Here is a 25,375-nt window from a genome sequence, read left to right as displayed (position 1 = left end):
AATTATTTAGCTGAGGTTTCAGGTTTATAAATTTTTTTATTATTAATTAATTCCATTATCGTATTTGCTACTTCGATAAAGGTTCTAAGATCTTCTTCACTAACATTTTCTTTTACGGCTTCATCAAATCTTAATACCACACCTTTAGAGAAATTACGCATTTCCAGACCAAAATTTGTGAGATTTATAAGAACGCTACGACCATCTTCTGGATTTCTTTTACGAACGATTAAACCTTTATCTTCCATGGTTCTTAGAATTCGGCTAAGGCTTGTAGCCTCCATACCCATTTTTGGGCCCAGAGAAGTAGATGGAGTACCTTTTTCTGGATCTATACTAAGTAAAGCAAAACCCGTTGCCATAGTACTACCGGCTTTGCCGGCTTCTTCATTATACATTTTAGAAACAGCCATCCAGGTAGCTCTCAAAACATAATCTATCGTTTTTTCTTTCATATTTTTCCCTTCCGAAGGATTTAATCAGTTAAGATGATAATTTTTGGGTACTTCTGAGGTGCAAGCCTCCCAAATGTAATAAAAATATACTATGCATGCATAATAAATAAATGTAAATTTTGTTAATATTATATTATTTATACTTTAATTTTTAGACTAAACAAAAAAATCCCCTTGATTGGGGATTTTTATTCAATAAATTAAATGTTATTTTGAATTATTGATGATCGTATATGAGGTTATAAAGATCACTATATTTTTCTTTTACATTCTTTCGCTTCACTTTCATGGTAGGAGTCAGGTGACCATCTTCAACAGTCCATACCTCTGGGGTTAATTTGAAAGTTTTTACCTGTTCCCAGTGACCAAAATTTTTGTTATAAAAATCTATATCCTGCTGAATGCGATCGATCACCAATTGATTATTAGCAATTTCTTTTTCACTTTTATCTCCAAGATCAATGTTTTTACGCGAAGCCCATTCACGTACAAAATCAAAATTGGGTTGAATTAGGGCGGCAGGCATTTTTTCTCCTTCTCCCACTACCATTATTTGCTCAATAAACTGTGATTGCTTCATGGTATTCTCCAGAAGTTGCGGTGCTACATATTTACCCCCTGAAGTTTTAAACATTTCTTTTTTTCTATCTGTAATTTTTAAAAAACCATCTGCATCAATTTCCCCGATATCTCCGGTATGAAAATAATGATCCTCTGTAAGTACTAATTTTGTTTTTTCTTCGTCTTTATAATAGCCCATCATCACACTTGGGCCTTTGGCTAAAATTTCTCCGTCTTCTGCAATTTTCACTTCGCAGTTTTTTATAGGTTTTCCAACCGTTCCAATTTTAAAATTATGATCTCTCTCATCGTTCACGGCTATTACAGGTGATGTTTCAGTAAGTCCGTACCCTTCCATTACAGGAATTCCTGCCGCAGCAAAAACTCTGGCCAGGCGGGGTTGTAATGCCGCACTACCAGAAACAATTAGTTCTATATTACCACCTAAACCTTCTTTCCATTTTGAAAATACGATTTTACGTGCGATACCAAGTTTAAATTCATACCATGATCCATTCGCTCCATAAGGTTCATATTGATGCCCTAAGCTTAAGGCCCAATTAAATAAAGCCGTTTTTATACCTCCTGCAGAAGATCCTTTAGCTATAATTTTATCGTAGACTTTTTCCAGTAACCTGGGTACGGCAGTAATCACGTTTGGTTTTACCTCTTTTAGATTTTCACTAAGCATATCTATCGATTCTGCAAAGTATATCGAAACCGCATAATACTGGTATAAATAAAGAATCATACGTTCAAAAACATGACAAACAGGTAAGAAACTTAAGGCGGTATAGGTCCCAAAATCGAACGGTACACGTGGGGCGCTTCCTATAACGTTACTTACGATATTTTCGTGAGAAAGCATTACCCCTTTAGGCTTTCCTGTTGTTCCTGAGGTATAAATTAGAGTCGCAAGATCTTTAGTAGTTACAGCGTCCATACGCTGTTGAACTTCGTCCTGATTGCTGAGATCTTCACCAAGATCAAGCACTTCTTTCCAGTTTTTACAAGCTTCAATTTCATCGAAACTGTACACTTCTTTAAGATGTGTATTTTCTTTTATGGCATTTACCTTATCCAATACTTCTTTGTCAGAAACAAAACAATAAATCGATTCGCTATGATTTATAACGTATTCGTATTCCTGTTCAGAAATTGTAGGATACACGGGTACATTTTGGGCGCCAATCTGTAATATACCAATATCCATGATATTCCATTCATTCCTGTTATTAGAAGAAATCACTGCGATTTTATCATTGGGTTTTATGCCAAGTCTTAAAAGGCCTCTACTAATTTTATTTGCCTGGTCTAAGTATTGGTTGGTAGACAATTTTACCCATTCGCCATTTACCTTGGTAGCCAGCGCGGTTTCCAGCGGAAAATGTTTCTGCTGATAATATGGAAAATCAAAAAGACGTTTTATCTCGTTCATCAATGTAATCATTAAAGTACCTTGCAAAATAGCAAAATATAAGAGTATTTCAAATGAAATTAATAAAAAAGAAACTAAAATTTAGTGATGATTTATGATTATTTTAAAGTATAAGAAGAATAATTTATTGTATGTATCAATAATTTAAGCGATTAGTTAAAATATGTTTAAAAGCAGAAATATGTTTCTTTTCCTGTATGTACTTCATTAGATTGGCTATAAAAACTATGAAAACCAACCAATTTTTAGGGCTTGTTGTTTTTTGCCTTTTATTTGTTTATTGTGGTAGCCAGGTAAAAACCACTAATCCTAAGGGAAAAGATCTGACTAATTATCGAACTTATGCTTATTTGCCGAATACCGGTTTTAATACTGCTAAAATGGAGAGTAATCAAGATATTAATAAAGTAGTACTGGAAACGGTAAATAGGAATATGAAAAATGCAGGGTATGCATTAGATACTGAAAATCCCGACTTACTTGTTCTTATCAATTCGACCACAAGTATTGAACAAAATCAACAATCTGATGCAGCGTATGCTTCATACCCTTACGACCCAGGGGTGACCGCGGTAAGTCCGCTATATAGTAATTACTTTTATCCCGGTTTTGCTAACTTCGGGCCAATTACAGGTTACGATGTAAATACATATCAATATCAGGAAGGAGCTGTTGATATTAATTTGGTAGATAGTAAAACCAAAGAGTTAGTGTGGAGTGGGCAAACTTCAGGAGCAATAGTTAATGCAGCAAATCTTAAAGCGCAGGAAGAACTTATAAATCAAATTTTTAGTGAGTTTCCTCTATTTCAGGATAAGTCAAAAAAATAATAAACTGAGTTGATTTATTTTATCTCAAACTAAGATTTTGTAGTTAGTATTAAATAAAAAGGAGCTGATTTCTCAGCTCCTTTTATATTTACTAACAATTCTAAGTCTAAGATTATTTATTTTCTAACCATTTTCTTGCATTTTCAAATGCGCTAAGCCATGGTGTTACTTTATCATCTTTACGATCTTTTGGGTAATATGCCCAGTTCCATGAGAATGTAGAACGTTCTAAATGCGGCATCATCACCAGGTGTCTGCCAGAATCATCGGTTAACATTGCCGTATTAAAATCTGATCCATTAGGATTAGCCGGATATCCTTCAAACCCATATTTTCCAACGATATTATATTTATCCTCGGGATAAGGAAAGCTAAACTTACCTTCCCCGTGTGCTGCCCAAATTCCTAATTTGCTACCGGCAAGATTTCCCAGCATCACCGAATTATTTTGAGCGATTTCTACAGAAGTAAAATTACATTCAAACTTATGCGAGTCGTTATGTAACATTTTCGGTTTTTCTTCATGATCAGGATTTATTAATCCTAATTCGATAAATAACTGGCAACCGTTACAAACTCCAAGCGACAAGGTATTTTCTCTTCTGAAAAAATTATCTAAAGCTGTTTTAGCTTTTTCGTTATAGAGAAACGCACCGGCCCAACCTTTTGCACTTCCTAAAACATCAGAGTTAGAGAACCCTCCAACTGCAGCAATAAACTGAATGTCTTCTAATGTTTCACGACCGCTAATTAAGTCGGTCATATGCACATCTTTTACATCGAAACCGGCAAGGTGCATCGCACGCGCCATTTCACGTTCAGAATTGGATCCCTTTTCACGAATAATCGCCGCCTTGATTTTTGGCTTATTTTGATCTATTTCAGGAAGCTTTCCACTAAAATTAGTTGGGAATTTATAAGAAAGTGGCTGATTTTTATAGTTGTTGTAACGTTCTGCCGCTTTTTCTTTTCCGCTTTGTTTTTGATCTAATAAAAACGAAGATTTATACCAGATATCACGTAATTCCGCAATATCAAAATTCAATGTTTCTTCCCTATTTTTAATTGTTAGGATACCATTCTCTGAAACTTCGCCAATTTTGAAGTATTCGATTCCGTTCTCTGCCAAAACTTTTTCAGCAGTATAGTCGAATGCCTGAAAAACAACCGAACTGTTTTCGTTGAATAAAAGTTTTACAAGATCGCTTTCGCCTAAAGTTGAAAGATCGATGTTAGCACCTAACTCCTGATCTGCAAAACACATTTCTAACAAGGTAGTGATCAATCCACCGGAAGCCACATCATGACCGGCAGCAATCATATCCTTCTTTATTAATCCCTGAAGATTGTAAAAAGCCTCTGAGAATTTTTTATCATCTTTAATAGTAGGGACCTCGTCTCCAACTTTATTTAAGATCTGAGCAAAAGAAGAACCTCCTAATTTCAACGAATCCTGTGATAAATTCATATAATAGATCGCGCCGGCATTTTTTTGTAAAACTGGCTCTACGATTTTAGAAATATCATCGCAGTGACCAGCTGCCGAGATAATCACTGTTCCCGGAGATAGGACATCGCCATCTTTATATTTTTGTTTCATCGAGAGCGAATCCTTACCGGTAGGAACGTTGATCCCTAAGCTGATGGCAAAATCCGAAACACCCTGTACCGCTTCATAAAGTCTGGCATCTTCCCCTTCGTTGTTACAAGGCCACATCCAGTTAGCGGATAAGGAAACCGATTTTAAGCCCTTTTCAAGCGGAGCCCAAACGATGTTAGTAAGTGCTTCAGCAATAGAATTTTTAGAACCAGCTACAGGATCTACCAAGGCCGATATAGGGGAGTGGCCTATAGAAGTTGCCACTCCATCTTTACCTTTATAATCCAATGCCATTACCCCAACATTGTTTAACGGTAATTGTAAAGGCCCTGCGGTTTGTTGTTTTGCTACCCTACCTGAAACGCAACGATCTACTTTGTTGGTTAACCAGTCTTTACAAGCAACGGCCTCCAACTGTAAAACTTGCTTTAAATATTCCTGAATATTGGAAGACGAGTATACCAGTTTATCATAGTTTCTGGTAATCGTTTTATCGTTCATAATAGTTTTTGGAGAACTTCCAAACATATCTGAAAGATCCAAATCCATTGGTTTTTTACCACTCTCTTTACCTTCAAAAGTAAAACGATGAGAACCTGTAACATCACCCACATCATACATTGGTGAACGTTCTCTATCGGCAACACGTCTAAGCGTATCAATATCTTTCTCTCCTATCACCAATCCCATACGTTCCTGGGATTCGTTACCAATAACTTCTTTTGCAGAAAGGGTTGGATCGCCCACAGGTAGCTTATCAAGATCAATATCACCTCCGGTATCCTCAACTAATTCACTTAAACAGTTTAAGTGTCCGCCGGCACCATGATCATGAATAGAAACAATTGGATTATCATCAGCTTCCACCATTCCACGTACGGCATTAGCCGCACGTTTTTGCATTTCGGGATTCGAACGTTGAATGGCATTTAATTCGATTCCGCTACTGAATTCTCCTGTATCAGCAGAAGAAACAGCGGCACCACCCATCCCGATTCTATAATTTTCACCTCCCAAAATGACGATTTTATCGCCTTTCTTTGGAATATCTTTTTTTGCCTGACTTGCTTTACCGTAACCAACGCCACCGGCTTGCATGATTACTTTATCGTATCCCAATTTTCTGCCGTGCTCTTCATGTTCAAAAGTAAGTACAGATCCAACAATTAGTGGCTGGCCAAACTTGTTTCCAAAATCTGAAGCTCCATTAGAGGCTTTTATCAAAATATCCATTGGGGTTTGATATAACCATTTACGCTCGTCCATCGCTTTTTCCCATGGACGGTCTTCTGCTAAACGGCTATAGGATGTCATATATACCGCAGTTCCGGCTAAAGGCAGCGAACCTTTACCACCGGCCAAACGATCCCTGATTTCGCCACCACTACCGGTAGCCGCTCCGTTAAAAGGCTCTACTGTAGTAGGAAAATTATGCGTTTCAGCTTTTAAAGAGATTACAGAATCATATTCTGTATTTTGATAGTAGTCTGGCTTATCGGCAGATTTTGGTGCAAATTGTTCTAATTTTGGACCTTTTATAAAAGCCACATTATCTTTATAAGCCGAAACAATTTCGTTAGGATTTTCTTCGGAAGTTTTTCGGATCATTTTAAATAGGGAAGAAGGTTTTTCTTCTCCATCAATAACAAAAGTTCCGTTGAAGATTTTATGCCTACAGTGTTCAGAATTTACCTGTGAAAAACCAAAAACCTCAGAGTCGGTTAATTTTCGACCTAATTTCTCAGCCAGTCCCTGTAAATAGGCAACTTCTTCAGTATTTAAAGCTAAACCTTCCTGCTGGTTGTAGGCTGCAATATCTTCAATTTCTTTAATAGCTTCAGGCTCAATGTCAATTTTAAAAATATCCTGATTTAATTCAGAATATTTTTGAGACAGCATAGGATCAAAATCGGTAAAAAGCTCATCGATTTTATAGAATTCTTCAATTCTAAAAATACCGTCAATGCCCATATTTTGGGTAATCTCTACCGCGTTGGTACTCCATGGAGTGATCATCGCAGCACGTGGCCCAACAAAAAAATCTGCCAAAGCAGATTCGTTATATTTTTGCGCGCCTCCAAAAAGCCAGTTTAATTTAGAAATATCTTCAGCTAAAAGCTGTTTGTCCGTTTGCACGGCATAAACCTTATTGGTTTGAGTTCCGAAGAATAGGATCATCCTAAAGAAGTTTTGTGTTGTTGTTGAAAGCGCAAATTTACTTTTTTAAACCGAATATTGAAAGTTATTAGCCCTGCCAATGGCGATAATATCGTTTAACTTCCCGCTAAATTATGGAAGGCTTTTCTAGCTTTTTCGCTTAATAGATCATTGAGGTGTTTTATGTTTCTGATTACTAGATATTTAAGTGTTTTAGCGTTTAATGATTAAGGTGAGGAGCTCACTTTTCTTTTTAGTTCGTAATACTATATTTAACGAAAAAGCGTACCATTTAGGTACGCTTATATATTTTAGAAAACTTATAATTAATAGGTTCCTATATTATCAACTGTATTTTTTTCGAATGATTCCCATTCGTCACTATTATACGTTGCTGAAGGAGCAGTAACCGTAGCTTTTCTTCGTAGCGTTACATCCTTTGCAAAATCATCACCTCCTGAGGTTCCAATTATATCGATAAGCGTTCCGTCTTTAAATAAACCTACCGGATCGTTCCCATTAAAATCGATTGGGGCACCGCCCTGACTAATATCCGCTTCATCCAATAGTTTTTGTAAATCTGATTGTGAATTGATAATAACTAAAACTTCCCCAGAGGCTAAGGTTCCAGATAACGAAAGCTCATTACTCCATTCTCCGTTACCATTCACCTGTTTTTGAATGCTATACCCGGATAGATTAGCAGTTTCTTGAGAAATGTTTAGTATTTCGAGCGCTTTATTATTTCCGCCACCTTCAACATACTCAGAAAAAAGTAAAACAGCATTCGTACTACCTTCATTATCTCCACCGGTGTTATCTTCTTCCTCTTCACCGTCATTACCATTATCTTCCGCCGGAGTTTCGGTATACTCTTCAGAAATTGGACCACTATATTCGGTTGTCCATGTGTTTACAGCTTCATCATCACCACCCCAAAGCACTGTTGCTAAATATGGATTATCTATAAATGGGTTACGATTTCCCTGAGCTGCAGCAATTACATTATTTTTTTGAACCTCTAAAACAGATACCGGATCTGCTGCATTCCATTCTAGAAATAAATCCAGATTCCCTACGGTCTCGAAGCTTTGGTCATAGCGAATGCTCATATACATTACAATTCTTGCTACATCGCCTCTCCAATCGTCGCCAGGATACCATCCGTTAGTCTTAGAGGAGAATGTTCCTTCTCCAGAAACAAATGGGCTGTTTCCTCTGTTTGAATTGATGCTAATATCTGCAGGATAAAAATTATGAAGATCAGCTTCACCTATTTCAACATTAATTTTAGATTTAGGATAAACATGTTCGGTATTGAATGTTTGATTTTTATTGTCGTTGTTACCCGATTCATATTGATCTTTAGGTCTGCTTTCACCAGAATATACTAAAACTACATGATCGGGATTGTTAGGATCTTCAGTAGCGTCATATAAGTAATCGTGACGTTGCCAGTATTCCAAAACTGTAGTATGCTGTGTTGAAGTGAGGGTAATTAATTCCTCTTTTAATTCTTCTACACTTACCTCAAAAGATACATCACTATAGTAATCTGTGATTTCTTCGGGAATTGTAAAATCAAGGTTTAATACATCGCCGTTTTCTTCGCCAACTTCATCGGGATTATCTGAATTCTCTGTGTCCTCGTCAGGGTTTAGTGTTATATCGTCATTTTCACTACAAGAAATTAGAAAAATAAAAAGAAAACAAAATAAAAAATTACTGAATTTAAACTTCATCGTTAGAATGATTTGTGGTTTTATAGATTAAAATTGATTTAAAATACCGGTATGTTGTAGCATGCGAATGTAAGTTTTAAAGTTTGAAATTGACTTTAAGATATCATTAACTTTGATAATATTGATATTTTAATGGTTAATAACCGCGGTTTAACATAAAAGTATTTAGCAGTTAATTTGTATAATTAAGTGAAATTTAAAAGAAAGTTTTATTAGATCTGAGGTAGTTTATAAATGCCCCCAAAATAAATATTAGGCCAAAGCATCTTTTACTACGGTTTCATGTAGCACTTAGATTAAAATATGATCAATTTTACTTTAGTTTTTTAGTGATGAAGCCAATATAACATCTGACTTTTTACTTTATTAGTACCATACTTTATTCTATTTTATAGAAAAATAAAAGCGTCATGCTAGGATAATCGTTTTACAATAATAAGGAGAACCTATTTACTCAAAATCTGTTGAAAAGGATACTTCTTTTCGCTTTTTCATGGAATCTGCTAACTCTTCAATTTTAGAAAAAGCCCTATCGTAAGCATCACTGCCTAAAAATAGGTTCATTGGTGGATGGGGTTCATTTACAAGTTTTAATAACACAGCAGCCACCTTCTCGGGATTTCCGATTTGTTGGCCATCTATTGATTTAAACTTTTGATGCGCTGTTCTAATATGCTCGTAAGCTGAAATTTGGTTTTGGTTTAGCTCGATGGATTCTTCCTTGGCAAAACTTGTTCTAAACCAACCGGGAGAAATTATGGAAACATTTATTCCGAATGGCTTCAACTCTTGGGCTAAAGCTTCAGAAAGTCCGTTCATGGCTGATTTGGCTGCTCCATATACCGACCAACCCGTGCCAGGAGCAAAACCGGCAATTGATGAAATATTGATGATATGACCGGATTGCTCTTTTCGCATATAAGGAAGCGCTTGTTGTATGACTTTAATTACGGCAAAGAAATTAACATCAAAACTCTGTTGAATTTCATCCTCGGTTAGTTCTTCTAAAGCGCCACCGGTACCATAGCCCGCGTTGTTCACTACGACATCAATTTTACCAAAACTGTTGATGGTCGATGTGATGGAGTTTTTGATGGATTGCTCATTGGTGAGCTCTACTTCAAGCGGAAGAAAAGAAGCTGCATATTTACTTCCTACTTTTTTAGATAGTGCTGTTACATTTCTGCTTGTGGCAGCAACTTTTTCGCCTTTTAGTAAAAGTTGTTTTGTTAGTGATAATCCGAGCCCTTTAGAGGCTCCGGTGATGTACCAAATTTTTGAATTTTGCATAACTTTATATTTTCCACAAAATTAAGCGGCACCACTGGCTTTAAATTTACGGGAAGGAAACCATAGTTTGTAATCATCAAACCTTTCTGAAGTCTGATGGAGCATACTGGGTTTGGCTTTTAAAAAATGAGCTAAAATGAGACTGATCTTTATACCCAAGTGCTTCACTAATTTCAGCAATATTCCAGTTGCTATGCTTAAGTAATGCTTTTGCCTCACTCAATAAGCGTTCGTTAATGAGTTCAGTGGTGGTTTTTCCTGTCGTTTTCTTTAAAACCCGGTTTAAGTAATTGATATGGATGGCCAGTTGGTCTGCGAAATCGGCCGGGGTTCGGCAAGTAATCTTTTGGGAGATGCTTTCAATAGAGAATTGCCTATCCAATACCTCCATAAATACAGCCGTAATCCTAGTAGCGGCATTGGTAGATTCAGGCTTTGCAGGACTAACCGAAAGTTTAAGAGCACTAAATATTAATGCTGACACATAACTTTTAATCAGCTCATATTTATAGCTGTAATCCCCTTCCATTTCATTTTTCATTTTGACAAAAAGTGGATGTATTTCTGCAAATAAATCATCTGAAAGTGGATAGATGGGTTTTGAAAAAGGTTTAAATAGTGGTAGGTCAGTGAGATGAATTCTAAGGCTATCCTTAAAAAAATCTTCTTTAAAAACACAAAAATAACCTTTGGTTCCTGGGGCGAATGTTTCGTAAGTATAGGGCGTATTGGGGTTGAAAAATAAAAGTGTCTTCCCTGAAACCGGAATACTTTCATCGCCAAAGTGAAAAATATTTTCGCCCTCAAATAGCAGAATTTTATAAAAATCCCGCCGCACATAAGCGGGGGTCTTCACATTATATTTCATGTTTTCTTCAATAGTAAACACGTCAAACAACCCATTTTTCTGATTTTTGAATTTTGGTGGTGTTTGAAACTTATGCTTATAAAATTCTTCTAAAGATTCCAATTATATAATTAGTTTGGTGATGTATTTAAGCAGTTGGTTTGTTTACCTGGCTGCTAACATATCTGTATATGATTATCTGAGTGTTTAAATAACTAATTTAGCAAATACAAACCTAATAGAAAATCGGAGTAGAATTATATAATTAAGCTCGAATGAGCAATAAATTATATATGGTTTTATCCAAAATTTTTTCATTTGATTTAATGTTATCTTGAGTTCCAAATGTTCCATTAGTCACAGGAGATATAATTAAAATCATTTCATTTTCTTGAATTACTAGTGATGCGTTGTTTTTCTTTAAAAACTTATAATTAACTGATAATAAAATACTTATACACGTTCTTTGATTTTTTGATTTGAATTGAAATGTAGCTTTGCCTTTTTAAGACAAGCTATGAATACAGGTAAATATGTTTTCGCTCAACTTTTGCAGTTTATCAACCGCTATGAGTTTGAAAAGTGCGTTTCCAAATACAATGGAGACCACGGAACAAGGGAGTTCAATTGTTGGAACCAATTTATTCAATTATTCTTTGGTCAACTAACAGCCCGTAATTCCTTACGTGATATTTGTACTTGCCTAAAAGCCCATCAAAACAAACTGTACCACTTAGGAATCAAAAAGCGAGTGAATCAATCAAGTATATCACGAGCCAATGAGCGAAGGGATTGGAAAATATTTGGAGACTTTGGTCAATATTTGATAGAGCAAGTCCGACCAATGTACGATGATTTTCCAATTCCTAACATCGACCTTAAAAATGAGGTGTTTGCATTAGATTCAACGACAATTTCCTTGAGCTTAAAACTTTTTAGCTGGGCTCCAGGAAAATATTCTCGAGGAGCTATAAAAATGCACACCTTATTGGATCTAAGAGGCAGTATTCCCTCTTTTGTAATGATTACCGACGGTAAATATCACGACAGCAACATATTGGACGTATTAGTTCCTGTAACTGGAGCAATATATCTTATGGATAAAGCTTATATAGATTTTGCAGCATTATATAATATGCATGAAATGGGTGCCTTTTTCGTTTCCAGAGCCAAGACCACGATGGATTATACTGTTATTGAACATAATTACAACATCGATCCTAGATTTGGATTGAAAAGCGATAAGACGATCCTTTTAGCCGGCTATAAATCAAGTAAACTTTATCCAGACCCGCTACGCCTGGTTGAATATTACGATGCTCAAAACGATATCCTGCTTACTTTTGTGTCCAACAATCATGAAGTATCAGCTTTAGAAATAGCCAAACTTTACCGTAACAGATGGCAAATAGAGACTTTCTTTAAATGGATAAAACAGAACTTAACCATAAAAAAATTATGGGGGCAGTCTGAAAATGCAGTCAATATCCACATCTGGGTTGCTATATGTACCTACCTTATTGTGGCACGGATCAAACATGAAATGAAAAGCAACCTCTCAATTTATGAAATCGTCCAAATATTGGGAATCTCAGTATTCGATAAAACTCCTTTAAACGAGCTCTTAACCGAATATCAAACAAATCAAAATGACAAAGAACAACTGGATTTATTTAACAACTAAAAATTAACGCATCAGCAGTATTCTTGAATAGTTTATTTATTTGGATGATTCTAAGTGTTTTTTTACAATCTTGCCTTAAAATGATGGAATTGATTATTTATTGATTTGTATTAGTGCGGGTATCTTTATATCCACAAGGATAGAATATTAAGTTGGGAAAGATTAATGTGCTTTATAGAAAGGTTTAACAGGAGGCGTTATTAAGTAAAGGAAGCAGGATTACTGAAAGAGTTATCTTATATTTAGATTATTTGACTTTCGGAAAATAAAGATCTACCTTAATACCATGGCCTGGACGACTATGTATGGATACTTTTCCTCCAAGTTCATCCATATGACTTTGGAGCAGGTAAAGTCCCAATCCTTTACTATCTTTTGTTATATTTTCTGTCACTACTTTTTCCTGAAATGCTTGCTGGTGGGCTTGGAAAATGCGTTCCTTATACTTTTCAGCATCAAAACCAATTCCATTGTCTTTATATTCTAAATGAATAAATGAATTGGTTTGTGAACTTTTCATAGCGATAATTAACTGTGGCTTTGCCGTTGCATATTTTATGGAGTTCGAGATAAGATTTAAAAAAATACTATAGAGGTAGGTTTTACTGAAATAAACCATCTCTGCTTCTGAAAAGTCAATTTTCAGCTTAACATTTATGGCCGTCAGTAGGGTTTTAATATTTTCTAGAACCCGTTGTAATACGGAATAAAGATAAATATTGTCAGCTTTTATTTTTTCTTCTGAATTTCTTTTAAGCTCGTCTATATAATCACTAAGGGTTACTTTTAATTCTTCTGTGGCATCTGCTATAAGATCAACAATCTCTCTGTTTTCAGGGTCAATATTATCTAAATCCAATAATGAATATAAATTCTGCAAGTTACTCACACAAGATCGTAAATCATGCGAAGTCATATAGTTCACTTTTTGCAGCGCTTTGTTGCGTTGATTTAGATTTTGAATCATATCATTACGATGATTTTCCAATAATTTTTTTGCGGTAATATCCTTAGCAATCGCATAAATTAACTGGCGCTCTGGTATAGGAATAGAAGTCCAGGATAACCATATGGTCTCTCCGGATTTTGTTATATATCGATTTTCGAAATCATACAGCGGCCTACTATTCTGCAGGTTCAAACGAGCCTGTTTAGTCTTCTCATAGTCCTCAGGATGCAAAAAATCCAGGATAGGACGATGTTGTAGTTCCATCATGGAATAGCCCAGGCGTTTGCATAAAGCCGGATTAACCTGCCGTAAAAATCCGTCATAGCCCGCGATACAAAGTAAATCTGCAGACCATAGGAAAAAATGTTCAAACTGTATATCGTTTTGAGATGTCATTAGTTAAAATGATTTAATCTATTTTTCTATTAGATTAAGTATTTATTTTCCGAAAATAGGAGAAAATTGACATTTTTTTTAATTTACTGATAAAAATTTATCCTGATTATTAAACCTTAATATAAAACGTATTTTATTGAAATATTGATTTATATTCGACAATTCTTAAATAAAAAATTGTTGTTGCGATAAGCATTTAATAAATACCTCTAGTTATGGACAATAGGCATTGTCTTTTTTTTAAAATCGATACAACATCTAGCTCACTTTATAAAGATTTGTCCCTTATTTTAAAGGAATTGGGGCTTAATCATATGGATGATTTCGGATTGTCTTCAGTAAAACCGAGTAATGTTGATTTTGTATTTGTTCATCACAATTCTATAGATCAGGGCATTCCTAAAAAACCGATAGCAAACAATAAAGCCATCCTTATTTTGAATCCTGATGTCGAAGAGGATTTCTCTACGATACAAGATTTAGGATATGCAGACGTATTATATACCGACTGGTTAGATAAAAGACATTTAAAAAACTGTATTCAAAAACATTTAGAATTTTCTAACAACAAGTTGCAGGAGCTTTCTAATACGATCAGCCTCTTACAATATAATCGTATGGTAGGGGAGTGGGAGTATGATGTAAGCTCGAAAAAGATCTCCTGGTCAAAGAATGTTTTTAAGATGTTTAATTCCCCTGAACATATTGCCGAAAATATGATTTGGCAAATGGCTGTTACGGCAAATGATCGTAAACTAATATTTAATGCCCTTTTTAAAAATCCATATTCAAGTATTCAATCTTTTGAATTTCACGCATTAGTCGGCAAAGGTAGGAACCGTCATTTTAAGGCAATTGCTAAAATTATATTTAAAGACAATCTTCCTTTTAAAATTTCCGGTATTCTTGAAGATATTACACCTGAGCGTGAAAGTAGAAAATACTTGTTAGAAGTGTTGAATGAAAGAAAAGAGATTTTAGATACCATTCATGTAGGTGTTCTTAGACTCAACAATAATGAAGAAATAGTTCAGTATAATACAGCGTTAATTACAATGTTAGGCTTAAATAATGGTCTTTACGGGCAATCAATGCAAGAATTAGCCCAAAATGGCGCTTATGCCAGTGTGGTTTTTAATACAGTAAAGAAAAAACTGGCTAAAAAACGAACGCTTGTAGGCCAGGTTTATGATCGACAGAAAAATAAATGGTATGAATATACTATTATCCACAGCACGACGAATAGCTATATTTACTTTAGGGATATCTCTAAAGTTAAATTTCAGGAGTTTCAGTTCAAAAAAATTCAACATTTACAGCGCTATGTAATTCAAAGTGCTAGGAATTGTATCTGGGTAGTTGATAGGAAGCATAATTTAATCCTGTCTAATCCGGCGTTTCATGATCATGTTCGTAATTTTTATAAAGTTGTGGAATCAGGGGAAGACCAAAGCGGTTTATTATCTCAAATGACCAGAAAAAATCGTTGGCAATGGCTTATAATGTATAGAAAGGCTTTTCAGGGAGAACAAATAAATTTTCAATATTGTGAAATGGATAAATTAACTCAGCGAATTAGATATTATGAAATTTCTCTTAACCCTATAATCCAGGAAGATAGCGATCAAATAATTGGAGTATCCGGTTTTTCCACGGAAATTACGGAGAAGATGGAAAAAGTAAAAGCTCTTGAGACGCAATACCGTAAGCTTAATGAAATAAAATGGACGCAAGCTCATATTGTCCGTGCCCCCTTAGCAAATATTCTTGGGATAATTCATATTTTGCGTAATCAGAAATTAAACGAGGAGGTGACTCAATTTATTCATTATATGGATACAGAAAGTAAAAAACTAGATATGCTGGTGCGTAAAATTTGTGAAATTTCAGAAACTAAAGAAGAAATTCATGACTATTATACTCTTAGATGATGATCCTATCACCAATATTATCAATCAAAAAGTTGTAAGCAGTCTCTTTCCTGAAGATAGTATTGATGTTTTTACTAATCCTAAACAAGCAATATCTTGTATCGAAAATATGGTTAATGAGAAGATACTATTGTTTTTAGACTTAAACATGCCTGTTTTAAACGGTTGGGATGTGCTGGCATACCTGGATGCTCATGAAAGATTTGATAACATTAAGGTTATTATCGTAAGTTCGACCCCAACCGAGGGAGATAAAAGGCGTTCCTATAAGCACTCCCGAGTGAAATCATTTATTATAAAACCCTTAACGTATCCTAAAGTGGAAAAATTGAAAAATGATCTGCTACTTCAGAATTGATAAAAAACCAATCAAAAATAGACAGGTTTATAATCTAGTCGACACGATTGTTACAACAACTTATAAGAATACTGAATTGATTTTGTATAAAGCGGAAAGTGAAGAATGGGTTTACAAAGCTTTTTGCTGAGCATTTTAATAGTAGCCGTTAGGCGAGGGGGAATTTAAGAAAAACACTGAGTTTTTAAGGGCAGAAGTCCCCAAAACCAAGCATTGGAAAAAAGTACCCTAAAAGTCTATAAAAATAATGTTCTAAAAAATTCTATTTTTAGCTATAGTTAGCAGAATTGTCAACAAGCGTAATTAAGATTAATAATGAATATAAATATACAAGAGCTATCAGATAAAAAATTACTAAAAGATTTAAAAGCAAAAAAAATCATTTTAGGCTTTTACGCTATGATGATTATTATTTTAGTGACTTGTGCTATTATAATTACCATAAATAAAGGAGCTAAAGTTTTTATTTTTATGCCATTCGTTTTTATATTTTTCTTATTTCGTTCTGGGCGAGATTATATGAAAACAAAAACGGAAATTAAGAGAAGAAATCTATAATAAAATGGCTGAATCTTGTTTAAATTGTGGAAAATCCATAGAAGAAAATTACTGTGGGAATTGTGGTCAAAAAAGGTTTAGCAGGATCGATAGAAAATACATATTTTCTGAATTGGAAAATACGATCTTACAAACAAATAAAGGATTTCTATTCTCTGTAAAAAGCATACTTAAGAATCCAGGACAGCAAAAGAATTTATCAATGGTAGCAGAATAAATCCGGACAGCAATATCGACCAGTTGCCTAAGATCTTTCTTTTTAGTAACATCCGTGACCGCATATGCTGCCTGTCCATTTTCTTCCAGAATCTGCTGCTTAAGAATTACTAATTTTTTCTTACTTCGGGTAGCCAGCACAACTTTAGTCCCTCTTGCTAATTGAATGGCGATTGATTTTTCGATGCCATCTAATTAGATAAAAATCTCTCAGTTTTTTCTTATCAAACGGTGCCCCAAATACATACTGGGAAAAATCCCAAGAATTGAAACAATCCAAAATAGCGTAGGATTCTTTGTGCTATACCATAACCAAATAATAATTAGGGTGATAAAAGCACTTCCCCAAATTATATTTTGGATTTTCTTACTGATAAAAGCGATGACCAACCCGCCTAAAAAACAACTAAAAAGGTTGGCACTTAATTTTAAAAGAAGTAAATAACACTCGTGAATGTTTAGACTTATCTTTCCAAATAATTCAGTGGATTCTGGATATATCTGACTTTCCAGCAATGCGAAGGCAATGGAGAGAAAAACAATTGTAAAAACTCCACAGGCTATGGCCACACCATTTTGCCATTTTATATATTTCATTATTAGTTACGATTTACACTATAAATATTGATGTTTTTATCTTTTCCTGTAATAGCTATATTATTGAAGCACTTGAATTGGAATATTTTTTTGTCGTTGATATTTCCATAGAAATTTTCAGAAATCAAAAGATCAGTATCATACGTTTTGCAAAGTGACTGTATTCTAGCCGCGGTATTTAGAACGTCGCCGTGATATACGATTTCCGTTTTTAGTTCCCCCACGGTCGACATTACGATCCTGCCTTCATTAATAGATGCTCTAAAAAAGGGTACAGTATGGTAGGTTTGCGAATAATAATCTTTCTTTTTCTGTAATCTTTTCTGAAAAGAAAAAAATAAATCTAAACATTGATTCCTTTTCGTATGCTTATTGATTTTCCAGGTGATCACAGCTTCATCCCCTACATACTGGTATATGCTGGCATTGTTTTTAAGTAGTAATGGCGTAAGTTCTCTAAAGCAGTCCTGTAGTAAGGAACTATAAGCAATATGGCCTATTCTTTCCGCTATTGTAGTGGAAGAAGCTAAATCTAAAAACATAAAGATTCTGTTTTCTTCCCGTGGCCTATGGTATTTCCCCCTTATAAGGTTAAAGAAGTAATCTGGCCCTAAATTTTTTCGCATTAATAAGAAAAAATCAGTTAGAAAATTGATAATTACAGCGTATAGGAATAAACTTCTTAAAATGCTATTTTGGTTGGAATAGCTTAAATGAAAATCATTAAGTCCGTTATACAATAAGCTGATAATAATATCAGCGGTTTTAAAACACACTAAAAAAGATACGCTCCTCGCAATGATGTTTTTGGTAAAAGAAGGGGTCTGGATAATTCTAGGATAAACATATAAATGTATAATGCTTAAAAGCGATCCCAACAAGAGGCCGTATGCCAAGACAACACTATAAATATTCCTATTAAAAAATAGTTGTTTATCATACCATTGGATTAAAAAGGCATCATTAACATCCCCAAATTTTAAATAAGCAAAAAGAAGAAGGGCCAGCATCCAACTACATATAATGATAGCTATTTCCGTTGCTTTATAGTTGTTGATATACATCGTTGTACTAGATTATCCTATTCATTTCGTTTTTTTCTTTAAGCCGTGTGGGCATCCCCTTAATTTTTTGAGGTGACCAAATTATTGATGGCCTCTGCATTGTGGTTTTTTCCTTTGAATTTTATAGCCAGTTTATCGAAAGCGGCATAAACTACCGGTACCACAATCAAAGTGAGCAGCAGTGAACTGATAAGTCCGCCGATGATCACCCAGGCCAATCCGTTGTTGAGCTCTGCGCCGGCACCACTGGCCAGTGCAATAGGAATCATACCAATTACCATTGCTATGGTGGTCATTAGAATAGGGCGTAACCGGGCATGATTGGCATTTACAAGGGCCGTAAAAGTATCCAACCCTTCGGCTTTCTGATGATTGGTGAAATCGACCAGAAGAATCGCATTTTTCGCCACCAAGCCAATAAGCATAATGATTCCCAAAATGGTAAATATGTTTAGGGCATTATTGGTAAGCGCCAAGGCCCAAAGAGCGCCAATAAAGGAAAGCGGAATGGAAAATAGCACTACCAATGGGTAGAGATAACTGTCATATAACACCACCAGAATAAGATAGACCAGAATAATAGCGGCTAATAATGCGATGAGTAAGGTTCCGAAGCTATCCGACTGGTTTTCCATATCGCCACCCCAGATATAACTTACGCCATTTTCTCGTGGAATCTTGGCAAAAGCTTCTTCCCAATCGGCAGCAATATCGCCGGAAGGTCTTCCTGCCGCTTGTGCAGAAATAGTCACTGCGGCACTTTTGTCCCGACGTTCCAAAAAACTAGGCCCAGTACCTTCGGTAATAGTCGAAAATTGTGATAATTTCACCCTTTTGCCTTCAGCATTCACAAAAGAAATATCGCGCACATCCTGAATAGACAACCGATGCCCCGCATTGTATTTAATATTGATGTCATACTCATAAGCCCCGGCACGGAATTTCCCATCGGTGTTGCCGTTAAAAGCGGTTTGCATAGCCATTCCTACATCCTGCAATCCAATCCCTAAAGCCGCCATTTTATCCCGGTCTATGGAAACCTGTACTTCAGGATTCCCCTTTTCTGCACTGCTTTTTATTTGGGTAGCCCCTGGAACTTTGGCTAAAGAATCCAGCGCTTTTTTAGAAAATTCCAAGGCATCTGTATAATTGGGAGCAGTAATGGTCAGGGATATCGGGGCGTCATCAGCGCCTCCTACAATACTTACCGTAGCGGTTTTAATTTTTACCCCCACCAGGGCTTGTTGTAATTCCCGTTTCACCTGGGCGGCAAATACGGTTGTTTTATCTTTCCGCTTGGCTTTATCGACTAAGGCTACCGTAATTTCAGATTTAAAAGGAGTTTCCTGAGTGCCCACAGTTCCGTCACTACTTTGCCCCACAGTAGTGACTAAGCGGTTAACTTCAGGATGTTGACTCAGTATTTTTTCCGCTTTTTGAGTAGCCAGATTCGTGGTTTCCAAAGAGGCATCTTTGTTGAGTTCCAATTGTACCACAAACTGTCCGCGATCTACCGGAGGAAGGAATTCCCCACCGATAAACCCCATTACCAAAAGCGAACACGAACCTATAAATAATACCATCACAATGAGGGTGGTTTTTCCTTTGTGAACCAACGACCATTTTAATAAACCACTTACAAAATGGGTGAATTTATCCAGTCCTTTTTCAAAGCTTAAAATGATTCTTTCAAAGAAATTTTTACCCGTGATTTTTCCTAGTTTCCCAAACCGGGAAGAAAGCCAGGGAACAATGGTAAAGGAAGAAAGCAAGGAAAATAAGGTTGCCAAGATGACGGTAACACAGAATTGTGCAATTAAATCAGAAACCAACCCGGTACTCATCGCGATGGGAAGAAATACCACCACAATTACCAGGGTAATTGCAGAAACGGTAAACCCGATTTCTATCATCCCGTCATAAGCGGCCTGAATCCGGTTTTTCCCCATTTCCATATGACGGTAGATATTTTCCAATACTACAATGGCATCATCTACTAGAATACCCACCACCAGCGAAAGTCCTAATAAACTCATCAGGTTTAGCGTATATCCCAAGAGGTACATTCCTATAAATGTGGCAATAAGGGATGCGGGAATGGAAACCATTACAATAAAAGCATTACGTATGGTATGCAAGAAAAACAGCATGACCACGGCGACCAATACCACTGCTAATATTAAATCGTGCATGACAGCATCTGATGCCTGTAAGGTAAATTCACTGCTGTCATCTACAACAGGTAATTTCACCTGATTGCCGGCATATTGCGCTTCCATTTGTTTTAAACTGCGGTAAATGGCTTCACTCACTTCTACAGCGTTGGCATCCGACTGTTTCATTACCTGCATTATAATAGCATCTTTGCCATTTATCCGGGCAATTTTAGTAACTTCTTCTTGGGTGTCCCTTACTTCAGCGATATCGCGTACCCGTACCTGGATACCATCGGTGGAACTCACCACCAAATTGCGTAGCTCCTCCACATTTTCATACTTACCCGATAAACGGATCAGCACCCGATTGTGGCGGGTCTTTAAATTTCCGGTAGGATAATCAATATTTGAGCTCAAAATAATGCTGACCACCTGGGGCAATGTTAAATTGAAGCCTTTTACTTTTTCAGGATCAATATTTACCTGTATTTCCCTTTCGGAACCTCCAATGACAGTGATTTGGCCTACACCTTTGGTGCTGGAGAGTACCGGTTTTATTTTTTTATCCAGTAAATCGTAGAATGCTGTTTCTTCCATATTGGCAGTGGCACCAATGGTGATAATGGGCAAATCGCTAAGCGAAAATTTGCTGAGTGATGGCGGGTCTACATCGTCTGGTAAGTCTTTTTCAATCGCATTGATTTTACGCTGCGCATCATTTAAGGATTCATTCTCATCGGCATCGGAAGTCAGGGTTAAACTTACGGTTGAAAGTCCTTCGAAAGATTTCGATTCTATTTTTTTGACATTTTCTACCGAAGAGATGGCATCTTCGATTTTCTTAGTCACCGAGTTTTCCACTTCACTGGAAGAAGCTCCGGGATATGGAGTGGAAATAGTAATTAAATTGAGGCTGAATTTTGGTAACAATTCATAGCCCAACCTACTGTAGCTATAAAGTCCGCCTAAAATAAGAATGGTAAAAAGAACCACTACAATTGTGGGACGTTTGATAGGTATTGCTGCTAGTTTCATATCTTTTTTTATTGAATAATTTGTATAGCAGATTGATCTTCTAAATTGATCTGTCCGCTAGTCACAACCACGTCTCCAACTTGTAAGCCATTAAGAATTTCTACCTGATTATTAAGGTTTCTACCTGTTCGTACTTTTTGCAGGTGGACTTGGTTGTTTTTTACCACAAAAACATCACTTTCTCCCAAACCTTCGGTAAAGGCATTGCGAGAAATAACTCTTATCGGGTGTATTTCTTCGGAAGAAAAATTGAAAATGGACGTAGCGTACATCCCGGCTTTTATAGGATGGACTTGGCTGTTTTGTAAGGTGATTTCCACCGGAAAATTAAGAGAACCATCTGCTTTTGCGGCCACAAAAGATACGCTGCCGGTAAATGTGGTATCGGGATAAACGTTTAATTGAATCTGCGCTTCCTGACCTGCACGAATATTAGAAATCTGTAGTTCTGGGACGCTTACCCGAAGTTTTAAAGTCGTGATATCTACAATTTCAAAAAGGGATGTACCCGTATTTACAACAGCTCCCGTTTCTACGAATTTTTTATTGATCACACCATTTATAGAAGCTTTAATGCGGGTATCCTCAATATCCAAATTGGCATTTTCCAAACTTGATTTTGCGTTATCCAACTGCAATTTCATTTGTTCTAATTGCTCCTGGGTTACCCCGCCTGTTTTGTATGCCCGTTGATAACGTTCATAATTCTCTAAGGCATTTTCGTAATTGGCATTGGCATTCTGATAGGATACATTGGCCTGATCTTTTTTGAGATAGGCCAGGGTTTGGCCTTTCCGTACCTGATCGCCCTCTTTGACCATAATTTTTAAAATGGTGCCTGAAGTTTCTGGGGTGACGATGAGTTCCTGTTCCGGTTTAAAGGTTCCGTTACTACTATAACTGAGTTGTGGGGTAATGCGTTTTACCGTATCTACCTTAACGCTAATAGCGTCGTTCTTTTGAGTAATCAAAGCGGTTTCCTGCTGATTTTGCTTTTTATTGGAAAGAAGGAGGTAAATAGCCCCACCAAGGACTATGGTGCCAATGAGTATAGTGTATATTATTTTTTTCATTTTCTGCTTATTTTAAGAGGGTTTGTAATTCGCCTTTTGATTTTAAATAGTCGAGTAGTGCCAGACGATAATCGAGTATCGCCTTGTTATAATTATTTTGCGCTTCGATCAGGGAAGTTTCGGCATCCAGTACATCAGTTAGTGGAGCGAGTCCGTTGGTGTAGTTGTTCTGAATATCTTCCACGACTTCTTTGGCCAAAACGACATTTTGCTGCTGATTTTCAATCGTAATTTCACTAGTTCTGATTTGATTTTTCGCGTTTTCGAAATCTGCCCGAAGCGATAGTTTTTTATCTTCTATGTCCAGTTGAAGGGTTTCCACATCTAATTGTGCCTGTCTTATTTTAGCGCGTGTTTTCAATCCTGAAAAAATAGGGATGTGCAGGTTAAGGGTGATACTGGAATAATCCGTCCAGTACACCTGCTGGGTTTCATCCTTTCCAATGGGGAAGGTATCGCCTAACCCCTGATAATGATACTGAGCGCTAAGACCAAGCGTAGGATAATTGGCCGCCTTGCTTTCCTGTAACGCATAGTTGCGTAATTCTTTCTCTTTCGTTAGCGATTGATAGGCGTTGAGAGCGCTGACGTTAAAAGTTTCTTTTTCAATTTGAGGTAGGAGGGGAGAGGACTCTTCCGTTAAAGTAATCATCATCTCCATAGGTAAACCGGTTAAAAACTTGAGGGTGTTTTTACTGATTTGAATGGAGTTCCGAAGTTCTTGTTGCTGCGCCTGAAGGTTAGCCACTTTTACCTGAATACGCTTTACATCTATTCCTTTAGCCAGTCCGTTTTCAAATTGACTTATAATGATTTGCTGAATCTTTACGGTATTTTGATAGGTGGTATCTACCGCAGTCAGATTGGCTTGTAAAATGAGAGTGTGGTAATATTGTGAAGCCACTTTTTCGATTACATTTTCTTCGGTAAGTTGCTGATTGATTTGGTAGAACTCCCGGCTAGATTTTGCCGCTTTCAATCCGATAAACACCGATTGATCAAATAATTTCTGTGTTAAATTAATTCCCCCATCGGCGTTCCATTTTTGACCTAAAGGAGCCATTACTACGGTGCCGGGTTCTCCAAGAATTTCACCAGGTAAGGCGGTTTCCTGAAGAATAGGATTATTAATCAGGTTGCCATCCAATGCGATGGTAGGCAATATTTCCGCCCTTTTTTCCTGAATTTGATATTCGCTTTTGGAGATATCCAACGCTGCCTTTTTAGCATCCGCTTTATGTTCAAGTGCATAATTCAATGCCTCTTTTAAAGATAGCTCCTTGGATTTCTGCGCATTCGCTTGTAAAAAAGTAAGGAGTACTCCGAAAAGGAGTAAAAGTTTTCTGTATTTTATCATCTTATTTATATTTAATCCGACTGTTCGGTATGTTTACAACTAAAAAAAGTCATTCTTATAAAAAGTCATTATTTCATCGATTGAACCGACCATTCGGTATGTACTAGTATAAAATTTTTTAAGCTTTTACACTTTCGTAAAGACTGTCCCAGATTTCCTTTACCTCCTTAAAAAGTTTTTCAGAACTACTTATCATTATCATATGCATTGCAATTCCATCACTACTATATACAAATTGCTTTGCCAAATTTTGAGGTGAAAACGTAGTTTTGATTTCTCCGGTAGTCAGTGCATTGGTGATGACTTTTTCCCAGGCCTTCAATTCTTCCTGAATCCTCTTGGTCTGTTGTTCTTTAACTTCCGGTAATAGGCGAAGGGCATCAAATAGAATGTAATACATATTATTGGGGAAATCTCCCTCGAAAGTTTCCCTATACCAACTTTGCAATATATTATCCCGCTCTTGAAGAATTTCCAGATTAGCCTGATAAAATGATTGTAAAGAATTGGAGGGTAAATTATTGTAATCGAGATGAAGCATTTGACTGAAATAAACGTCTATCACTTCTTTAAAGACCTCTTCTTTACTACTAAAATAATGATAAAAAGCTCCTTTTGAAAACCCTGAACTTTTTACAATTTCTTTCATCGTCACTTCTTTAAATCCTTTTTGTAAAAAAAGAAGTAATGAGGTTTTTAATATTTGTCCTTTAGAGTCCTTCATAAAACCGAACGTTTGGTATGCAAATGTAGGAATAATTTTTTAATATCAACCAAAAGAAGTCATTTTAATATTTTGTAGAGTAGTTCTGTTCACCTATAAAGTATAAAAGCATAAGAAAACGTGTTCTATAATGGTAAATTCATTTTAGCTTTAATGATGATTTGAGGACTGAAAAGGATTTTTAAGAAAGGTATACTGAAATTATATTCTCCCAAGGGTAAAGAGGAAAAGTACCTTTAAAGAGCAAATAAATATACAATTGACAAACCATTGGAAGGAAAAAAAATAACTATATTTATAAAAATTTAAACCTGACGAAAGTAAATTTTTAAAACGGTTCACAATTCGGTTAACAAT

General features: G+C 36.1%; 19 protein-coding genes. 5 read left to right on the top strand and 14 right to left on the bottom strand.

All coding sequences use genetic code 11. From position 1 onward, the window contains the following. Positions 1–2: 2 nt before the first annotated feature. Complete coding sequence (locus AC13DP_RS21860) at positions 3–455, bottom strand: MarR family winged helix-turn-helix transcriptional regulator (RefSeq protein ID WP_228250598.1); 453 nt, start codon at positions 453–455, stop codon at positions 3–5. Positions 456–672: 217 nt separating this feature from the next. Beyond that, positions 673–2,454: an AMP-dependent synthetase/ligase gene (locus tag AC13DP_RS21855; RefSeq protein WP_339809910.1), complete on the bottom strand. Its 1,782-nt coding sequence runs from the start codon at positions 2,452–2,454 to the stop codon at positions 673–675. 227 nt (positions 2,455–2,681) lie between these two features. Between AC13DP_RS21855 and AC13DP_RS21850 the strand changes: the two genes are divergently transcribed. Continuing rightward, positions 2,682–3,284: a DUF4136 domain-containing protein gene (locus AC13DP_RS21850; protein ID WP_483068488.1), complete on the top strand. Its 603-nt coding sequence runs from the start codon at positions 2,682–2,684 to the stop codon at positions 3,282–3,284. 112 nt (positions 3,285–3,396) lie between these two features. Here the strand turns inward: AC13DP_RS21850 and purL are convergent, their stop codons facing one another. From purL to AC13DP_RS21830, 4 genes are all read right to left on the bottom strand, one after another. Beyond that, positions 3,397–7,062, bottom strand: coding sequence for a phosphoribosylformylglycinamidine synthase (gene purL / locus AC13DP_RS21845; RefSeq protein WP_347405666.1), 3,666 nt, complete (start codon positions 7,060–7,062; stop codon positions 3,397–3,399). A gap of 305 nt (positions 7,063–7,367) precedes the next feature. Continuing rightward, positions 7,368–8,783 carry an endonuclease gene (locus AC13DP_RS21840; RefSeq protein ID WP_347405665.1) on the bottom strand — a complete coding sequence of 472 codons (1,416 nt, stop codon included), beginning with the start codon at positions 8,781–8,783 and terminating at the stop codon, positions 7,368–7,370. Positions 8,784–9,233: 450 nt separating this feature from the next. Beyond that, entirely contained in the window at positions 9,234–10,073 is an 840-nt protein-coding gene (locus AC13DP_RS21835; protein WP_483068487.1) for an SDR family oxidoreductase, read from the bottom strand. Between the two features lie 76 nt (positions 10,074–10,149). Beyond that, entirely contained in the window at positions 10,150–11,043 is an 894-nt protein-coding gene (locus tag AC13DP_RS21830) for an AraC family transcriptional regulator (protein ID WP_483068486.1), read from the bottom strand. Positions 11,044–11,437: 394 nt separating this feature from the next. Between AC13DP_RS21830 and AC13DP_RS21825 the strand changes: the two genes are divergently transcribed. After that, a complete protein-coding gene (locus AC13DP_RS21825; protein WP_228252527.1) occupies positions 11,438–12,604 on the top strand; it encodes an IS4 family transposase in 1,167 nt (388 codons plus the stop codon). Between the two features lie 247 nt (positions 12,605–12,851). Here the strand turns inward: AC13DP_RS21825 and AC13DP_RS21820 are convergent, their stop codons facing one another. Further along, entirely contained in the window at positions 12,852–13,949 is a 1,098-nt protein-coding gene (locus AC13DP_RS21820; RefSeq protein ID WP_483068485.1) for a sensor histidine kinase, read from the bottom strand. Between the two features lie 329 nt (positions 13,950–14,278). Between AC13DP_RS21820 and AC13DP_RS21815 the strand changes: the two genes are divergently transcribed. The 3 genes from AC13DP_RS21815 (at position 14,279) to AC13DP_RS21805 (ending at position 16,796) form a co-directional block, all read left to right on the top strand. Further along, a complete protein-coding gene (locus AC13DP_RS21815; protein ID WP_483068484.1) occupies positions 14,279–15,880 on the top strand; it encodes a hypothetical protein in 1,602 nt (533 codons plus the stop codon). Then, a complete protein-coding gene (locus AC13DP_RS21810; RefSeq protein ID WP_483068483.1) occupies positions 15,858–16,238 on the top strand; it encodes a response regulator in 381 nt (126 codons plus the stop codon). The genes AC13DP_RS21815 and AC13DP_RS21810 overlap by 23 nt, the downstream gene beginning before the upstream one ends. Positions 16,239–16,553: 315 nt before the next feature. Further along, positions 16,554–16,796: a hypothetical protein gene (locus AC13DP_RS21805; RefSeq protein ID WP_483068482.1), complete on the top strand. Its 243-nt coding sequence runs from the start codon at positions 16,554–16,556 to the stop codon at positions 16,794–16,796. A gap of 66 nt (positions 16,797–16,862) precedes the next feature. Here AC13DP_RS21805 and AC13DP_RS21800 read toward each other — a convergent pair whose 3' ends face one another. The 7 genes from AC13DP_RS21800 to AC13DP_RS21770 form a co-directional block, all read right to left on the bottom strand. After that, positions 16,863–17,153 (bottom strand): hypothetical protein, encoded by a 291-nt coding sequence (locus AC13DP_RS21800; RefSeq protein ID WP_483068481.1) that lies wholly within the window; start codon positions 17,151–17,153, stop codon positions 16,863–16,865. 69 nt (positions 17,154–17,222) lie between these two features. After that, positions 17,223–17,609, bottom strand: a complete 387-nt coding sequence (locus AC13DP_RS21795) for a hypothetical protein (protein ID WP_483068480.1) — start codon at positions 17,607–17,609, stop codon at positions 17,223–17,225. A 2-nt stretch (positions 17,610–17,611) separates the two neighbouring features. After that, on the bottom strand, positions 17,612–18,673 hold the full coding sequence (locus tag AC13DP_RS21790; RefSeq protein WP_483068479.1) for an adenylate/guanylate cyclase domain-containing protein: 1,062 nt from the start codon (positions 18,671–18,673) through the stop codon (positions 17,612–17,614). Positions 18,674–18,732: 59 nt separating this feature from the next. After that, positions 18,733–21,864 (bottom strand): efflux RND transporter permease subunit, encoded by a 3,132-nt coding sequence (locus AC13DP_RS21785; RefSeq protein WP_483068478.1) that lies wholly within the window; start codon positions 21,862–21,864, stop codon positions 18,733–18,735. 8 nt (positions 21,865–21,872) lie between these two features. Further along, positions 21,873–22,937 carry an efflux RND transporter periplasmic adaptor subunit gene (locus AC13DP_RS21780; RefSeq protein ID WP_339814347.1) on the bottom strand — a complete coding sequence of 355 codons (1,065 nt, stop codon included), beginning with the start codon at positions 22,935–22,937 and terminating at the stop codon, positions 21,873–21,875. Between the two features lie 7 nt (positions 22,938–22,944). After that, on the bottom strand, positions 22,945–24,294 hold the full coding sequence (locus AC13DP_RS21775; protein ID WP_483068477.1) for a TolC family protein: 1,350 nt from the start codon (positions 24,292–24,294) through the stop codon (positions 22,945–22,947). A 118-nt stretch (positions 24,295–24,412) separates the two neighbouring features. Next, complete coding sequence (locus tag AC13DP_RS21770; RefSeq protein WP_347407239.1) at positions 24,413–25,018, bottom strand: TetR/AcrR family transcriptional regulator; 606 nt, start codon at positions 25,016–25,018, stop codon at positions 24,413–24,415. Positions 25,019–25,375: the final 357 nt, after the last annotated feature.

It is taken from the genome of Zunongwangia sp. L-65 (assembly GCF_056859415.1).
The sequence above is the reverse complement of the archived record's forward strand: the minus strand, read 5'-3'. Positions and strand labels throughout refer to the sequence as shown.

What these genes read in the sequence shown, in the direction of transcription:
- AC13DP_RS21860 (WP_228250598.1), bottom strand. Translation starts at nt 455, where the DNA reads ATGAAAGAAAAAACGATAGATTATGTTTTGAGAGCTACCTGGATGGCT.
- AC13DP_RS21855 (WP_339809910.1), bottom strand. Translation starts at nt 2,454, where the DNA reads ATGAACGAGATAAAACGTCTTTTTGATTTTCCATATTATCAGCAGAAA.
- AC13DP_RS21850 (WP_483068488.1), top strand. Translation starts at nt 2,682, where the DNA reads ATGAAAACCAACCAATTTTTAGGGCTTGTTGTTTTTTGCCTTTTATTT.
- purL (WP_347405666.1), bottom strand. Translation starts at nt 7,062, where the DNA reads ATGATCCTATTCTTCGGAACTCAAACCAATAAGGTTTATGCCGTGCAA.
- AC13DP_RS21840 (WP_347405665.1), bottom strand. Translation starts at nt 8,783, where the DNA reads ATGAAGTTTAAATTCAGTAATTTTTTATTTTGTTTTCTTTTTATTTTT.
- AC13DP_RS21835 (WP_483068487.1), bottom strand. Translation starts at nt 10,073, where the DNA reads ATGCAAAATTCAAAAATTTGGTACATCACCGGAGCCTCTAAAGGGCTC.
- AC13DP_RS21825 (WP_228252527.1), top strand. Translation starts at nt 11,438, where the DNA reads ATGAATACAGGTAAATATGTTTTCGCTCAACTTTTGCAGTTTATCAAC.
- AC13DP_RS21820 (WP_483068485.1), bottom strand. Translation starts at nt 13,949, where the DNA reads ATGACATCTCAAAACGATATACAGTTTGAACATTTTTTCCTATGGTCT.
- AC13DP_RS21810 (WP_483068483.1), top strand. Translation starts at nt 15,858, where the DNA reads ATGACTATTATACTCTTAGATGATGATCCTATCACCAATATTATCAAT.
- AC13DP_RS21805 (WP_483068482.1), top strand. Translation starts at nt 16,554, where the DNA reads ATGAATATAAATATACAAGAGCTATCAGATAAAAAATTACTAAAAGAT.
- AC13DP_RS21795 (WP_483068480.1), bottom strand. Translation starts at nt 17,609, where the DNA reads ATGAAATATATAAAATGGCAAAATGGTGTGGCCATAGCCTGTGGAGTT.
- AC13DP_RS21790 (WP_483068479.1), bottom strand. Translation starts at nt 18,673, where the DNA reads ATGTATATCAACAACTATAAAGCAACGGAAATAGCTATCATTATATGT.
- AC13DP_RS21785 (WP_483068478.1), bottom strand. Translation starts at nt 21,864, where the DNA reads ATGAAACTAGCAGCAATACCTATCAAACGTCCCACAATTGTAGTGGTT.
- AC13DP_RS21780 (WP_339814347.1), bottom strand. Translation starts at nt 22,937, where the DNA reads ATGAAAAAAATAATATACACTATACTCATTGGCACCATAGTCCTTGGT.
- AC13DP_RS21775 (WP_483068477.1), bottom strand. Translation starts at nt 24,294, where the DNA reads ATGATAAAATACAGAAAACTTTTACTCCTTTTCGGAGTACTCCTTACT.
- AC13DP_RS21770 (WP_347407239.1), bottom strand. Translation starts at nt 25,018, where the DNA reads ATGAAGGACTCTAAAGGACAAATATTAAAAACCTCATTACTTCTTTTT.